Genomic DNA, 13,779 nt, shown 5'->3' with positions numbered 1-13,779 from the left:
CAATTTGCAAAAAACTAAATCTATTGTAGGGGTGGGCATCTCGCCCGCCCTAATTATGCAACTGAAAGGCACATTAACTTATAAACCGTAAATCTGTTTTATGGATGGTTTTGTTGCTCCTCCTAGTAGGATTGATTGTCGTAACACTCAACTTTGTCACGAGTTAGAACACACAAATTGTCCAGATAATGATGGGTAGCATAATAAAATAGCGGTGAAATGAGAAGGTTACTAGCTAATTGGGTAGTATGGATTCTAGCTGCACCAGAGACGAATTTGTTTTTGTTTTCTTTCCTGTTTCATTTTGTTTATGAAGTCTGGCAGTCACCTTATTTTGACTTTTATCAAATGCCTTCTTTAGCAGATAAAGTCAACTACATTACTCATTGCACAGTAGGAGATGGAATTATTACAGTCATCTGTTACTGGCTCATCAGCTGGTGGTGCAGACGCTACTGGATTCTCAGACCAACATGGAAGCTGACTATACTCTTTACTGGCTTAGGATGGCTCTATACATTCAGTTCAGAAATTTATCGAGTACATATCGCCAAACTTTACAGTGTTTCAGCCTTAGCTGTACCAGGTGTCGGAATTAGCTGGTTACCCTTACTACAATGGGTAATTTTACCGCCTTTGGTGCTATCTTTTGCTCGACGCTATATGCTGGGTTATCGAAATAGCTCATAATGTTGGTTTTTATCAAAATAAATATATAAAAAATTCAGGATAAACAACAATCAAGTCGAATTTGGAGTGTAGCATGTTAACTCACGATAAAAAGCCGCTTTTAATTGGTCAGGTAACAGCTTTAAGCGGAGTGCCTATCAGGACAATTCGCTATTATGAAAGTCTAGGTCTACTCAATTCTTCTGGCAGAACAGAGGGTGGCTTCCGACAATTTTCATTAGATGTGCTTACTCGTTTAGCATTTATTAAACGAGCGCAAAATCTTGGTCTTAGTCTTGAAGAGATTAGAGACATTCTTAATATATATGATGAGGGAAAACTGCCTTGTGGTGAAGTTAAACAAAAGCTGGAAGATAAGGTAAATGAAATTGAGCACCAGATTGAAGAGCTATTAACTTTAAGAGATGAACTAACAGGTTTACTCTCAGGTTGGGATAATTTTACAGGTAAACGAAAGGATACGATATGTCCCATCATTCAGTAAGTAATCAAAAACATTAGAGCAATGCTGATACCTTGACGATTGCACAGGCTACTATGAAGTCGTTGTACTTAAGTATGTATTTTGGCTTATGAAAGAATCTAGAGTTTCCCTATGACCGAAACTAAAGTTCGCAAACAGTACGATCGGTTGGCAGCAATATACGACCAACGCTGGAGCAATTACGTTGCTAATACTTTGTCATTTCTCAAAAGCTGGGTACAGATATCTCCATCAGATGTTGTGCTGGATATCGCTTGTGGGACAGGGGAATTTGAGCGGCTAATTTTAATTGAACAGCCGATGCAACAGATGGTTGGGGTAGACATTTCGGATAAGATGCTACTCATGGCTAAACAAAAATGTTGTAACTACCCTAATGTCTCGTTTTACAACGCACCAGCCTCAGCATTACCATTTGCAAGTAACAGTTTCGATGTGGTCATATCTGCTAGTTCGTTTCACTATTTTGATAATCCTGACGCTGCATTAACAGAAATGAAAAGGGTTCTGAAGCCTGATGGTAAATTAGTGATTTTAGATTGGTGCAGAGATTATTTATTGTGTCAAATATGCGATATTATTCTGAAAGTTTTTGATCCAGCATACAAGCAGTGTTATTCCCAAGGTGAATTTCATCAGCTACTTACATCCACAGGTTTTAACATTTGTCGCGCAACTAAGGTTCGTTTTGGCTTGATATGGGGATTGATGGTAGCAACAGCAACAGCCAGTCGCTAAATCAAAAGTTTTTCTGCTTTGAGAACGATCGCTTGTAACCTATTATGTTTTTAATTTGCATAAATAGCATTGCCCTTGTTTTTAATCTTTCCTCTCCACTTAATATGAGTTCACTTTGGAATTGTGGTGATCGGTCTTCTGCTAAGGTTGAGGCTTCAGCAAAAACGTCTGTATCAGGTAGGGTAAACGTTAATTCACCAGTGCCGGAAAACATACGAAAAATATAGTCAAGAATGCCCCACTGTAGGATTGTAAACCCTAGTAGCTTATGCTTTACTCCTAAGATGTGAATATCTGTTTAGATATTAAAAACTACTTATAAGTAAAGCGTTTATGCCCAATCTTAGCTTGCTCAGCCTTTTGGTTTTGGGCTTTGCCCTTGGATTACGTCACGGGATTGACTGGGATCACATCGCTGCCATTACTGATATTACAGGTTCCGTTGTCACAACGGATGAAGCAGAAGGGGCATACGAAGCGAACACCCAGGATATACTCTCTTCCAGTGGCTCTCCAGCGCAAATGACGCTAGCGAAACCTGTTGCCCGACGGAAAGCGCGGCGAGAATTTCGTGAGGGATTCTTCCTTGCCACCATGTACGCTTTGGGACATGCGCTTTTGGTCGTCGTGTTGGGACTGCTAGCTTTATGGTTGGGTGCCATTTTACCGGATTGGCTCGACCCCATTATGGAGCGCTTGGTGGGAGTAACGCTAATCATCCTGGGTGTATGGATTTTCTATTCCATCTGGCGCTATGGGCGATCGTTTCAACTGAGAAGCCGTTGGATGTTGGTGTTTTCTCTAGTGGGTCGCACTTGGGAAGCGATTAGAAGCAAAATTACAGGACGACCGATTGGGCACTCCCATGATGCTATGCAGTATGGTCCTAAAACTGCTTTTGGAATTGGTCTCATTCACGGCGTTGGAGCAGAGACAGGATCGCAGGCGGTGCTGCTTGCGACCGCTGCGGGAGCTACAACCAAGCTAACAGCATCACTACTGCTTCTGACGTTCACGCTCGGACTGCTGCTTTCCAATTCTCTGGTTGCTGCGTTTTCGCTCACAGGTTTTGTTTCTGCCAGTACCAAACGGAATGTCTATGTTGTTGTAGGGGCATTGGCTGGAGTGTTCAGTCTATTCGTTGGCTTCTTTTTCGTGACGGGACTGGGAACTGATCTTCCAGACATACAGGAGTTACTAAACAAGCTCTTTGGCGAGAGTAGGGTGCGTTTATAGGGCAGCAATTGTAAAAGCATCAGGTTTGATGCAATTAATCCTTTGTTATGCTGTTGAGTACCACGATATTTGGTTATTGCTAGGTTTTGGTGTTCCTAAAAAGGCAAATTTTTTGACACTATGAATAACCGGAACTACATAATATTTTATATGTTCCGAGAGAGAATTATTAAAGGTTTATTGTTACCTTACTACTGGACTTCTACCACACCACGAAACATATTCATTCCACAGGTAAATTGATATTGACCTGGTTTAGGAGGTGTAAATTCAATGGGAGTGACGTGATTGAGAGCTAAATCTTGAGCAATATGAAAATCTGGTAATAACACTTTCTCCAAACAGCTACTGGGGTCGCGGCGAAAGAAATTTAGCCGTACAGGTTGACCAGATTTGACAATCACACGATCAGGTTCATAGCCTCCATCAACATTAATCGTTAGCTCCTGTATCCCTTGACCCAGATTAGCTTTTATAGCTTTGTTTTTACTGAATAAAAACCACCACAGTTCCAATCCAATTAATCCTAAACCGCCCAAAGTAACACCGACTTTTAATGCTAGTGGTTGCTCAATGCGGCGAAATTGACTGGTTTGTTCTGATGAATGTTTTGGCATTTCGGTTGGCATTTGTGCTGTTGCTACATTTGATGCTGTACCAAATAGAAGTCCTAGCCCAGCAATGCTCCCCAAAATCTTACTTTTATTGAACATTTGCTAAATTCCTCCATAATTATTAGATACTTTTGGGGTGAAAGTTACGCAAGCGTAAGGCATTCGTAACAACAGAAACAGAACTAAAAGCCATCGCCCCACCCGCAATAATCGGGTTGAGTAGCCAACCAAAGATAGGAAATAAAACTCCAGCAGCAATGGGAATCCCAGCAACGTTGTAAATAAAGGCAAAGAAGAGATTTTGGCGGATATTCTGCATAGTGGCACGGCTTAATTGAATTGCGGTAACAATACCTTGCAAGTCTCCAGAGATCAGGGTGATATCGCTGGCTGCGATCGCCACATCTGTCCCTGTACCAATTGCAATCCCCACGTTGGCTTGAGCCAGTGCTGGCGCATCATTGATGCCATCACCCACCATTGCGACAATTTTCCCCTCTGCTTGCAATGCCTGTATTTGAGATGCTTTTTGGTCGGGTCTAACTTCTGCAAATACTCGTGTGATCCCAACTTCACTGGCGATCGCTTCTGCCGTTTTGCGATTATCTCCCGTTAGCATAACTACCTCTAAACCTAACTTTTGTAGCGTTCTCACAACTGCTACTGAAGAGGGTTTGAGTGCATCAGCAATTCCCATCAAACCTTGAATTTGCCCATCCACAGCAATTAAAATAGCTGTTTTACCAGCAGCTTCAAAAGAAGCTTTACGCTCTTGGAGATTGTGGGTGTCGATATTTAATTCTTCCATCCAACGCTGAGTACCAATTTGTACAAAACGGTCTGAAACAATTCCTTGGACACCACTCCCAGCGATCGCTTCAAATTGTTTACCCTCTGTCAGTTCTACTTGCTGAGATTGGGCATACCTAACCACCGCTTCAGCTAATGGATGTTCTGAATTTCGTTCTACAGACGCTGCCAGTTGTAAAAGTTTTAACTCGTTACTATTAGCTGTGCCGTTGACAGTAACAAAGTCAGTAACAGTGGGTTTTCCCTGTGTTAAAGTTCCAGTTTTATCTAGCACAATGGTCTGGATTCTATGAGCGAGTTCTAAACTTTCTGCACCTTTAATTAAAATACCATTTTCTGCTCCCTTGCCCGTTCCCACCATCACTGAAGTTGGAGTAGCTAAACCCAAGGCACAGGGACAAGCGATAATCAGCACTCCGACTGTAGTAATTAAGGCTAATGTCAAGTTGCCCATGACGTTAAACCAAATGACGAAGGCGGCGATCGCAATGGCTATTACTGCTGGCACAAACCATCCCGTTACTTGATCTGCCAAGCGCTGAATTGGTGCTTTAGAGCCTTGAGCTTGTTGCACCATTTTGACGATTTGAGACAAAAAAGTGTCTTTTCCAATGCGGGTTGCTCGGAATTTAAAGCTACCTGTTTTGTTAATTGTGGCTCCAATTACTTCATCTCCCGGTTGCTTTTTGACTGGCAAACTCTCACCAGTCACCATCGCTTCATCAACGTTGGAAGCACCTTCTACCACTTCTCCATCAACAGGAATTTTTTCACCCGGACGCACCAAAATTACGTCACCAATTTGAACTTCCTGGATGGGAACATCAATTTCTTGGCCATTTCTGATTACTCTGGCATCTCTAGCTTGTAAACCGATGAGTTTGCGGATAGCTTCAGAAGTTTGTCCCTTCGCGCGATTCTCAAATAACCTTCCTAGCAAAATTAAGGTGGTAATGACTGCTGCTGCTTCATAGTACACATCAGGCATCAGTCCAGCAGAGGTAAAAAATCCTGGGAAAACAGTAGCAAACAGTGAATAAAAATACGCTGCACCAGTACCGATAGCAACCAAGGTATCCATCGTTGCTGTATGACGTTTAAAGGCTTTCCAGGCATTTTTGAAAAAGTCTGCACCACACCAGAATAAGACAGGAGTTGCCAGTACTAACTGTACCCAAGGATTGTCTAGCCACAATGTCCGAATCCAAGGCAGATTTAGTCCTGTCATGGCAGAAATTGACCCTAGTACAATTAAAGTGCTGAGGATTGCTCCTACAAATAGTTTGCGGGTAAGTGTGCGTAATTCTGCTTCACGGGCGGTTTTTTCCGCATCATCTTCTCCAGTAATCATTTCTTGTTCTTGGAGTGAGTAAGATGAGTATCCGGCAGCATCTATAGCGGCTTGGATTGTTTCTAGATTGGTGCGCTTGGGATCATACTGGATAGTAGCCTGCTCCACACCAAAGTTAACGTTACAGTCGCTCACCCCTGGAACAGAGCGAATCGCTTCTTCGATGTTGTTAGCACAGGAGGCACAACTCATGCCTCGAAGTTTAAGACTCAGAGTATCCATAGTTAAATATGCTTTTTTAGCCGCTGCTTTTACTGAGTTCTAAGAACGGTGTTTTAGTGTGATTGATAGCTGAGTGCCGTTATACTTAGCTTTGCCTGTGTGCTTTTCAGGCAAATTTACTAAGCGTTGCCTTGCTCTGTTTGCTGATCTATTCTTTGTTGATGGCTTTTAAGTGACAGAATAGCCAGCAGTAGTAATTGCTTCCTTAATAACTGTTTCGTCAGCATTTGTATCTACTAAGACGATTTTTGTTTTTGGATCTGCTTGAACCATAGCAGTAGGATCGACTGTTTGAACTGCTTTAGTAATGGTGTCTCCACAAGCAGAGCAAGCCATATTAGGAACTTTTATTTGGAGTGTCATAATGTTAAAAACCTTGAACTTGGATAGTAAAAAGATCGAGTTAAGAAAATCAGGAGTTGAAGACTCAAATGGTTGACGGCTTTAGCTAGCAGGATAACCAGAGTTAGCGACACCGATAGCGAGTCTTCTCCTGTTGGAGACGCACTCGCGTTCGAGAGTCATAGCCTGTCGTAGACATCGCTTGTTTGATTGCTGTTTCAGATGGCATAACTGGAAGTACACGAACTGTTACAGCTTTAGATTGTCTGAAATGTTTACTTCATGAATTCATCTTAGACTCTCTAGCTGGCTAGAGAGTCAAGGGATTTCGCCAAATTCTTTTTAATGGTTTCAAAAATATCGCATGAAATGTGCCCAAAGCATCTACGACGAGAATTGCACCTGTATTTCCCTATTAATGAGGCTTGGGTAGTAGCGATCGCAGTCATGCAGGCATTCTAAACAAGCTTAAATGCAACTTTTAAGAATAGATTCGTAGTTGTACTCATAATTTTCTCCTTAAATAAATGAATCAGTTATAAAGCTGTAGTTATATTTATAATAATTCACGTTAGACTATTGTCGGTGTAAAGGCATCTACCTAATGATACGATACTAATTTATGCCTAATGAGTTGCCTAAATTTCATGCTGATTTCATTTTGGTATGCTATTTACTTTGGCTAATAAGTTATGAGAATTTTATGTAAATTTCATTTGTTTATGAAAAAGTGAATATATAGCTTGGGAGTATCTATAATGTTTTGGTCTTATATCAAAACAAATTTAGACCAAGTTCAAGCACCAGCCGAATTAGCGCGATGGTTATGTATTATCTGTAAACTAGCCAAACTTCTTTGTATACTATTCATGGCACAATATGGAGAATTCCCATGACGAACATTTTAATTGAAACGGGAAAATTATTACTGCTGATTTTTGGGTAAAAGTACAATAGTTATCCCAAATTTCATCTTGATGCACATATACTAATATTTAGTCGTCTAAACTTATACTTTGATAGTCATTTTAGGCTTTTTAGTCGTGCCACTATGGTATAGCTTAAAGCCTGGATTTATATTGCTAATTATTGAAAATATATAACTAGTTATTTTCAGAATTAATCTAATTTAATGAGTAAATAAACCGTAAAATCTCATCCTAATTTCATTTTGATTATCTATAATAAATATTAAGAACATGCTCCTCATGTTTCATAACTCTGATGGGCTTATAGTACAACTATAAGCCTATTTTTTATCGCAGATGAATTGCGTCCAAATTATGTAGCAAATCGTGAATTTACTTTTTCTAATTCTGGGGAGTTTGAATTTGCTTGCCACTATGGCAATCACTACGAAAAAAGCATGAAATTGCCAATCTTGGTTAATTAGGCAAAAAACTAACAGCTACAGCTACCTCGGCGTATCAAAGTAACAGTGGGTTTGGACAAAGCTACAAAATATTACTATCTTTAATAGGAGATAACTCGTGATCGATAAATCAAAAGCGAATGATTCACAACGTATTCCTCTTGGGCCTGTAGCTGCCGCATTAATCTCTGCGGCTATGGGATGTTTAGGAATGTAAATTGCTAATCAGGCTGCTGCTCAATCTAAAGAACTGGCAGCAGTCATTAGTAATTTAGATATCTGGATACCTGAGTTTATTAGGGTTAGTTCGTATCCTAGTAAAGAGATTGTAGGACTCGTAATCTGGCTTATCAGTTGGTTCGTGCTAGCTCGACTTTGGAAAGAGCGGGATTTACCTCTTATGCTTCTTATAACAACATTTGTAGGGTTAATGGTGGTATCAACAGTCATATTCTGGTATCCAATTGCAGACAATATTGGATCTGCCATTGCTCACCCATTAAGGATTTTTAATTGAAATTTCCCTATTTATTGTGGCTATTGCTGGTGTAGTCCATAAATATCTGAAAGTAAAGCAAGGATAAGCGTCGAAGCATATTTTCAATAAAGCGTATTCAAACGCTTTGCTGGGATGAGTCGGCGCTATTTTTGTGGAAATTTACTGCAAATTTCATCTTGATTTCATTAGCTTATGCTGTATTGTCATCCTTCAGAATAGATGAAAATAGCTTGCAAATAGTTGAGAAATTTATAAAAAACTAGCAATTTTCTAGCTAGTATTTTTTCCCGTCATGTGAGGAGTATTAATGTTAAAAATTTTTTATCCTTTGAATTTATCGATGCACTTTTGACTAAGCTGATGAGTAAAGCTGGCAGGGAAAAAACCGATCATCCAAAATTTTAATCCCGTTTTTTTAATTACAGCTATTTTCAGGTAAATAGACCACGCAGTAGGGGCAATTCATGAATTGCCCCTACGACAGATGTGGTTCAAATACATGAAAACTGCTGTAAAACGGGATTTTTTACATTTTATACTTTGCAATCTTAAATTTTTTTTTGCAAAGAGGTTATTTCATCTTAATTTCATAGTGACCTGTAAAACTAGTTTTGTAAAGGTTCATTCGCTAAGAATAAATCTGCAATCTAGTTGACATAATTTGTTAATTTAACAGTCAAGATGAAGAGAACATTGGTTTATGCTGCCGTATGTAGTGTAGCTACCGCAGCTGTGATTTATGCTGGCTATGCAAATGCGAAAACGGATAATAATAAGGTTGCTAATATTGAGAATAATTTGCAGTCTACCCCTGCTGCTTGGCAACTTGTTAAACAGACATTTCAGTTACACATTCCTAAAAATGGCAACGCTCTTTCCCAGCTAATTATTGACGTTCCATCCACAGTAGCTGTAAGTAATGATATTGATATATTGGATGATAAAGGTCAAAAAATTAAAATTAACATCACTGTAAATAGTAGAAGAATTATTATAGATTTTTCTGAACCAGTTACTTCTAGCACTACTAAGTTGCAAATAAATCTCAACAAAGTGCAACAACCAATTCTTGGTTCTACCTCTATATACCATCTTTCGGCTAAAGTCGTTGGTAGTGAGGTAGAGATTCCTATAGGTGAAGCTCAATTTCCTACATTTTAATTTATTTGTAGATTTTAATGATAACTGTTGAAATTTCATCTTGATTTCATGATGACTTGTCATGCTAGTAGATAGAGGTAGCATACCTCTTTTGCAAAAACATCACCGACAATTTGAACTTGATAAGGGCAAGCTAACTACCTACTTCTCCTGAGTAACGGCTGTACAAAGGGGGTAGTTAAATATGGCTTTGCCAAGTTTTGATCTATCTATTAAGAGCAGATTCATTCACAATGCATGAACCTACACTTTAGCTAACGTGTTTAATTATTTTGGAGATAAATATGAAGAGGTCATTGATTTACGCCATTGTATTAACTCTGAATAGCACAGCTATTATTGCTCCTAGCTATGCAAGTGCTAGAACAGATGATGGTAGGGTTCCCCATATTGATGGAAATTCACAATTCCCTCCCACACGCTGGGGAATTTTTAGACATACTTTCCGTTTACACGTTCCCCAAAATAGCAAAGCTGTTATCCAACTACTTGTCAAAGTTCCAGACAATGTAACTATAAGTAATAACATTCCGGATATCGATGTCATGGATGAAAAGGGGCAGAAAATTAACACTAATGTATCTGTCAACGGTAAAACAATACTACTAACTTTCGCCGAACCAGTTGCTCCTAACACTAAGTTGGAGATTGACCTTAAAAGAATAAAAAGACGCAATCTTGGTAATGGTTCTGTCTACAGCTTCTCAGCTAGAGAGGTTGGTATTGATGCAGAAATTCCCATAGGTGTAGCTTCGTTTCGTCTCTACTAAGCTACAAGTTTAGATAGCAGTTATGAGATTTCATAGAAATTTCATAAGTAAATGTAAAACTGATGATAGAGAACCAATCAAGTTAATTATTGAGGATAATAAAGATGAAAAAATTGATTTATACTGTTGTATTTACTTTAACGATCGCATCTTCAGTTACTGCTGTATGGGCAAGTGGAAAACCAGGCGATTTTAGCGCTTCCCATTTAATGAAAAGTGCTGCCAATCCTAATCATGCTTCTGACTTTTCACGGTAAGTCCTCAAGCCTCGAAAAAGCGTGGCTTTTTCCACAGGCTAATTCTCAATAGCTTTTAGTTAATGAAAATAGCTGACGGAAAAATCAGGACTTCGCAAACCCTCAAAATGACCTTTTCCACATACCGTGAAAAGTCAGATCATGCTTATGCCAAAGATGCTACTCATAAATTTGAAGTCCATGTACAGGGTAAACCTCTGGCAGGACTTACAATTAATTTGCCTGAAGGAGTGAAAATTGATAGAGGAATTGAGGTCAAAAATCAATCAGGACAAAAAATTCCCACGACAATTTCTATTAATGAACAAAAAGCTACTGTAGCTTTTTCACAACCAATAAACCCTGAAACAAAGCTCTCAATCTTAATGAGAGGAATCAATACTCCAATGTATGAACCAGGCTCTGGCGAAACTCGCAAGAAATTCCACTTGGTCTAGCTCTGGTTCAGACTTATCCTTGATTCGCTAAATAAAACTACTGTCTATAAATTTAGCCGCAGAGGTCAAGCCAATAACTCCTTGAAGTTGTTATTTATTGAATAAATATTGGGATGAAAAAGCCGATTTATATTAGTACAGTGTTTACCTTGGCAGATGTCTGTTTATCTTGGCCGTCCTTGCAGTGAAACGCAATGCTAAAACTTCCATAGAAAATACTGTCTAAATTGACCAAAGATAACTAAATGAAATGAGTGCGATCCCTGCGGCGATCTTCCCTGTAGGGGTAAGCAAGCTACGCGTAGCTTCTCGTTAGCGCAACCTCTTGTAGAGAAGCTATCGCGCTCATTTTCATCTTAATTTCATATTTACGTGTCAAAATTATTATTGACTCAATAGATATCTTGCAAAACTTAGTTTCTATAACTCCTCAAACTAAGTTCACACCCTATTTTGGCAAGTTGGTCTACTGAGTCTTTTCTATTTAATTATGTATCGCTAAAATACTAGACTACTGTTAGGTCTTGTATAGCTTAATCCTAATTTTTAAGAATTTCATCCTAATTTCATAAACTTCTGTCAACCTATTTATAGGGGTATTCCTGTTGCAAACTATGCTTACATCACAACAAGTTTACAATGAATCTTTAACTACTCAATTTGATATGAGGGTTCTGCTAGTCGAAGATGAGCCGGATTTAGGGGCTGCTATCAAGCGCACCTTAAATCAACAAAAGTACTTAGTTGATTGGGTAATGGATGGTAATGAAGCATGGGCTTACTTAGAAAATAGCTCGGCACAATATACAGTAGCAATTCTTGATTGGATGCTTCCAGGAATTACTGGTTTAGAATTGTGCAAAAGACTGCGTTACAAAGTAAATCCTCTTCCTATCCTGATGCTAACTGCTAGAGATAGAATGGAAGATAAAGTTGCCGGACTAGATGCGGGTGCTGACGACTACTTAGTAAAGCCATTCGGTATGGTAGAACTACTGGCACGATTGCGGGCTTTGCAGCGTCGCTCTCCGCATTTCCAACCCCAACAATTGACTGTTGGTAACTTGACTCTAGATTATGGCAATAGTACAGTTGTAAGACAAAATACTACGAGTGAACAGCAAAGGATTTCTTTAACTAATAAAGAGTTCCAACTGCTAGAGTATTTTATGAAACACCCCAACCAGATTGTTACTACCGAACAAATTCGTAACCAGATTTGGGAAGTTAATGCGGAATCTAGTAGCAATGTAGTGGCGGCGCAAATACGTTTGTTACGTCGCAAACTCACCAATAGCGACTGTAATAACTCAATTGAAACTTTGCACGGTATGGGATATCGTCTTAATTTCACCAATGAATAAAAATAAGCTGTTTCGGCTCACCCGTATTCGTTTGGCTTTGTATTATGCCATCGTTATGGGTTTAATTTTAAGCCTATGTGTGTTCGGTTTTTATCGAGCAGTGTTCCATGCCCATGTGGTGGCTTTAGACAGTGAAATCGAGTCTGTAGGGGGGACACTGCACGACAGTATCGAACTAAAACTACAGTCACCTGGACGTTTGGAACCTTTTGCACATCAGTTATTCCCAAATCTAGATAACTGTGGAACTGGAGCTACTAATTGTATTCAACAACAGTCGGATTCTAAACGTCATCTTCTTGGTATTGTTACTAAAACTAGTTACTATATACGTTTTTTTGATATTTCTGGAAAATTGATTGCTAATGCTGGTTACTATCCAAAGGGATTACCTGACGTTTTTAATCAAAAAACTTGGCAATTTCTCAAGGACGGCAAAGGCAAAGATTACCATCAAATTACTCTAGCACTGCATACCCAAAATTATCAAGACTGGGGATATATGCAGGTGGGGCGAAGTCTACAAGAGTTTAATCATTACTTGGATAGTGTGAAATTAGTTTCGGTATTAGGGTTGTTAATTGCAATGGTTATGATTACTGGTGCTAGTTGGTGGCTATCAGGATTAGCTATGCAGCCAATTTATCAATCATATCGACAGATTCAACAGTTTACAGCAGATGCAGCACATGAATTACGAACGCCTTTAGCTGCAACAGGTGCAACGGTGGAATCGGCACTTTTAATGTCCCAAATAGATGAAGAAGAAACACGAGATATTTTGCAAACTATACAACGTCAAAATCAACGGCTAACTACTTTAGTTGTTGATTTATTAATGTTAGCACGTTTAGATAAACATTCCCAAAAATTACAACGTGAAAATTGTTGTCTAAATGATATTGTTAGCGATTTAGTTGAGGAGTTAGAAGCGATGGCAAATGCCGCAGAGGTAAAGCTGACATCTTCAATACAAGTGCATCAACCTCTGAATATTATAGGTAATGCTGACCAGCTTTATCGCTTATTTTCTAATTTAATTGTCAATGCAATTCAATACACACCCAGAGGAGGGGAGGTAACGGTTTTCTTAGACCGCAATGACTATAATGCCGTAATTAAAGTTCAAGATACAGGCATTGGTATCCCAAAACACGAACTGACTCGAATTTTTGATCGCTTTTATCGGGTGAGTAGCGATCGCTCTCGTAATACTGGTGGTTCTGGATTGGGATTAGCGATCGCGCAAGCAATTATTCAGTCACACCACGGCAGCATAGATGTGCAAAGTAACTTAGGTGAAGGTAGCACTTTCACTATTAAGCTACCTTTTAATATACCCCCACTTAAAACCGCTCGCTCTATTTACCCATTTAAAGTGTTGTATCGTTAAAGACAGATGCTTACAAAAAACTTTTTAGTTCAACTCTAC

The 13,779-nt window shown here is 39.2% G+C and carries 13 protein-coding genes; 10 read left to right on the top strand and 3 right to left on the bottom strand.

Features of this window, described 5'->3' with window-relative positions; genetic code table 11:
• Positions 1 to 219: 219 nt before the first annotated feature.
• From VB740_RS19970 to VB740_RS19955, 4 genes are all read left to right on the top strand, one after another.
• Positions 220 to 690: a hypothetical protein gene (locus tag VB740_RS19970; protein WP_323201661.1), complete on the top strand. Its 471-nt coding sequence runs from the start codon at positions 220 to 222 to the stop codon at positions 688 to 690.
• 73 nt (positions 691 to 763) lie between these two features.
• The gene (locus tag VB740_RS19965) at positions 764 to 1,174 is read left to right on the top strand and encodes a heavy metal-responsive transcriptional regulator (RefSeq protein WP_323201660.1); all 411 of its coding nucleotides are present in this window, start codon (positions 764 to 766) and stop codon (positions 1,172 to 1,174) included.
• A 111-nt stretch (positions 1,175 to 1,285) separates the two neighbouring features.
• A complete protein-coding gene (locus VB740_RS19960) occupies positions 1,286 to 1,912 on the top strand; it encodes a class I SAM-dependent methyltransferase (RefSeq protein ID WP_323201659.1) in 627 nt (208 codons plus the stop codon).
• 333 nt (positions 1,913 to 2,245) lie between these two features.
• Positions 2,246 to 3,148: a hypothetical protein gene (locus VB740_RS19955; protein WP_323201658.1), complete on the top strand. Its 903-nt coding sequence runs from the start codon at positions 2,246 to 2,248 to the stop codon at positions 3,146 to 3,148.
• 191 nt (positions 3,149 to 3,339) lie between these two features.
• On the opposite strand, the gene VB740_RS19950 is transcribed toward VB740_RS19955, so the two are convergent.
• The 3 genes from VB740_RS19950 to VB740_RS19940 all read right to left on the bottom strand — a co-directional run bounded on the left by VB740_RS19950 (position 3,340) and on the right by VB740_RS19940 (position 6,508).
• Positions 3,340 to 3,861 (bottom strand): cupredoxin domain-containing protein, encoded by a 522-nt coding sequence (locus tag VB740_RS19950; RefSeq protein WP_323201657.1) that lies wholly within the window; start codon positions 3,859 to 3,861, stop codon positions 3,340 to 3,342.
• Between the two features lie 22 nt (positions 3,862 to 3,883).
• Positions 3,884 to 6,145 carry a heavy metal translocating P-type ATPase gene (locus VB740_RS19945; RefSeq protein WP_323201656.1) on the bottom strand — a complete coding sequence of 754 codons (2,262 nt, stop codon included), beginning with the start codon at positions 6,143 to 6,145 and terminating at the stop codon, positions 3,884 to 3,886.
• Between the two features lie 168 nt (positions 6,146 to 6,313).
• Entirely contained in the window at positions 6,314 to 6,508 is a 195-nt protein-coding gene (locus VB740_RS19940) for a heavy-metal-associated domain-containing protein (RefSeq protein WP_323201655.1), read from the bottom strand.
• A 2,531-nt stretch (positions 6,509 to 9,039) separates the two neighbouring features.
• Here VB740_RS19940 and VB740_RS19935 point away from each other — a divergent pair.
• From VB740_RS19935 to rppB, 6 genes are all read left to right on the top strand, one after another.
• Positions 9,040 to 9,519, top strand: coding sequence for a DUF2808 domain-containing protein (locus tag VB740_RS19935; RefSeq protein ID WP_323201654.1), 480 nt, complete (start codon positions 9,040 to 9,042; stop codon positions 9,517 to 9,519).
• Between the two features lie 284 nt (positions 9,520 to 9,803).
• Positions 9,804 to 10,289: a DUF2808 domain-containing protein gene (locus VB740_RS19930; RefSeq protein ID WP_323201653.1), complete on the top strand. Its 486-nt coding sequence runs from the start codon at positions 9,804 to 9,806 to the stop codon at positions 10,287 to 10,289.
• Between the two features lie 104 nt (positions 10,290 to 10,393).
• Positions 10,394 to 10,546 (top strand): hypothetical protein, encoded by a 153-nt coding sequence (locus VB740_RS19925; RefSeq protein ID WP_323201652.1) that lies wholly within the window; start codon positions 10,394 to 10,396, stop codon positions 10,544 to 10,546.
• Between the two features lie 107 nt (positions 10,547 to 10,653).
• Positions 10,654 to 10,983, top strand: a complete 330-nt coding sequence (locus VB740_RS19920) for a DUF2808 domain-containing protein (protein ID WP_323201651.1) — start codon at positions 10,654 to 10,656, stop codon at positions 10,981 to 10,983.
• Between the two features lie 665 nt (positions 10,984 to 11,648).
• Positions 11,649 to 12,347: a two-component system response regulator RppA gene (gene rppA / locus VB740_RS19915; protein WP_416290243.1), complete on the top strand. Its 699-nt coding sequence runs from the start codon at positions 11,649 to 11,651 to the stop codon at positions 12,345 to 12,347.
• On the top strand, positions 12,340 to 13,740 hold the full coding sequence (gene rppB / locus VB740_RS19910) for a two-component system sensor histidine kinase RppB (RefSeq protein ID WP_323201649.1): 1,401 nt from the start codon (positions 12,340 to 12,342) through the stop codon (positions 13,738 to 13,740). The genes rppA and rppB overlap by 8 nt, the downstream gene beginning before the upstream one ends.
• Positions 13,741 to 13,779 lie beyond the last annotated feature (39 nt).

Origin of the sequence: Nostoc sp. UHCC 0251 (assembly GCF_034932245.1) — a bacterium.
Taxonomy (GTDB): domain Bacteria; phylum Cyanobacteriota; class Cyanobacteriia; order Cyanobacteriales; family Nostocaceae; genus Nostoc.
Note: the sequence above shows the minus strand (reverse complement) of the source record. Positions and strands in the feature narration are given on the sequence as shown.

Excerpts from the sequence above, each read along its gene's own strand:
- VB740_RS19970 (WP_323201661.1), top strand. The coding sequence starts at position 220 with ATGAGAAGGTTACTAGCTAATTGGGTAGTATGGATTCTAGCTGCACCA.
- VB740_RS19965 (WP_323201660.1), top strand. The coding sequence starts at position 764 with ATGTTAACTCACGATAAAAAGCCGCTTTTAATTGGTCAGGTAACAGCT.
- VB740_RS19960 (WP_323201659.1), top strand. The coding sequence starts at position 1,286 with ATGACCGAAACTAAAGTTCGCAAACAGTACGATCGGTTGGCAGCAATA.
- VB740_RS19955 (WP_323201658.1), top strand. The coding sequence starts at position 2,246 with ATGCCCAATCTTAGCTTGCTCAGCCTTTTGGTTTTGGGCTTTGCCCTT.
- VB740_RS19950 (WP_323201657.1), bottom strand. The coding sequence starts at position 3,861 with ATGTTCAATAAAAGTAAGATTTTGGGGAGCATTGCTGGGCTAGGACTT.
- VB740_RS19945 (WP_323201656.1), bottom strand. The coding sequence starts at position 6,145 with ATGGATACTCTGAGTCTTAAACTTCGAGGCATGAGTTGTGCCTCCTGT.
- VB740_RS19940 (WP_323201655.1), bottom strand. The coding sequence starts at position 6,508 with ATGACACTCCAAATAAAAGTTCCTAATATGGCTTGCTCTGCTTGTGGA.
- VB740_RS19935 (WP_323201654.1), top strand. The coding sequence starts at position 9,040 with ATGAAGAGAACATTGGTTTATGCTGCCGTATGTAGTGTAGCTACCGCA.
- VB740_RS19930 (WP_323201653.1), top strand. The coding sequence starts at position 9,804 with ATGAAGAGGTCATTGATTTACGCCATTGTATTAACTCTGAATAGCACA.
- VB740_RS19925 (WP_323201652.1), top strand. The coding sequence starts at position 10,394 with ATGAAAAAATTGATTTATACTGTTGTATTTACTTTAACGATCGCATCT.
- VB740_RS19920 (WP_323201651.1), top strand. The coding sequence starts at position 10,654 with ATGACCTTTTCCACATACCGTGAAAAGTCAGATCATGCTTATGCCAAA.
- rppA (WP_416290243.1), top strand. The coding sequence starts at position 11,649 with ATGAGGGTTCTGCTAGTCGAAGATGAGCCGGATTTAGGGGCTGCTATC.
- rppB (WP_323201649.1), top strand. The coding sequence starts at position 12,340 with ATGAATAAAAATAAGCTGTTTCGGCTCACCCGTATTCGTTTGGCTTTG.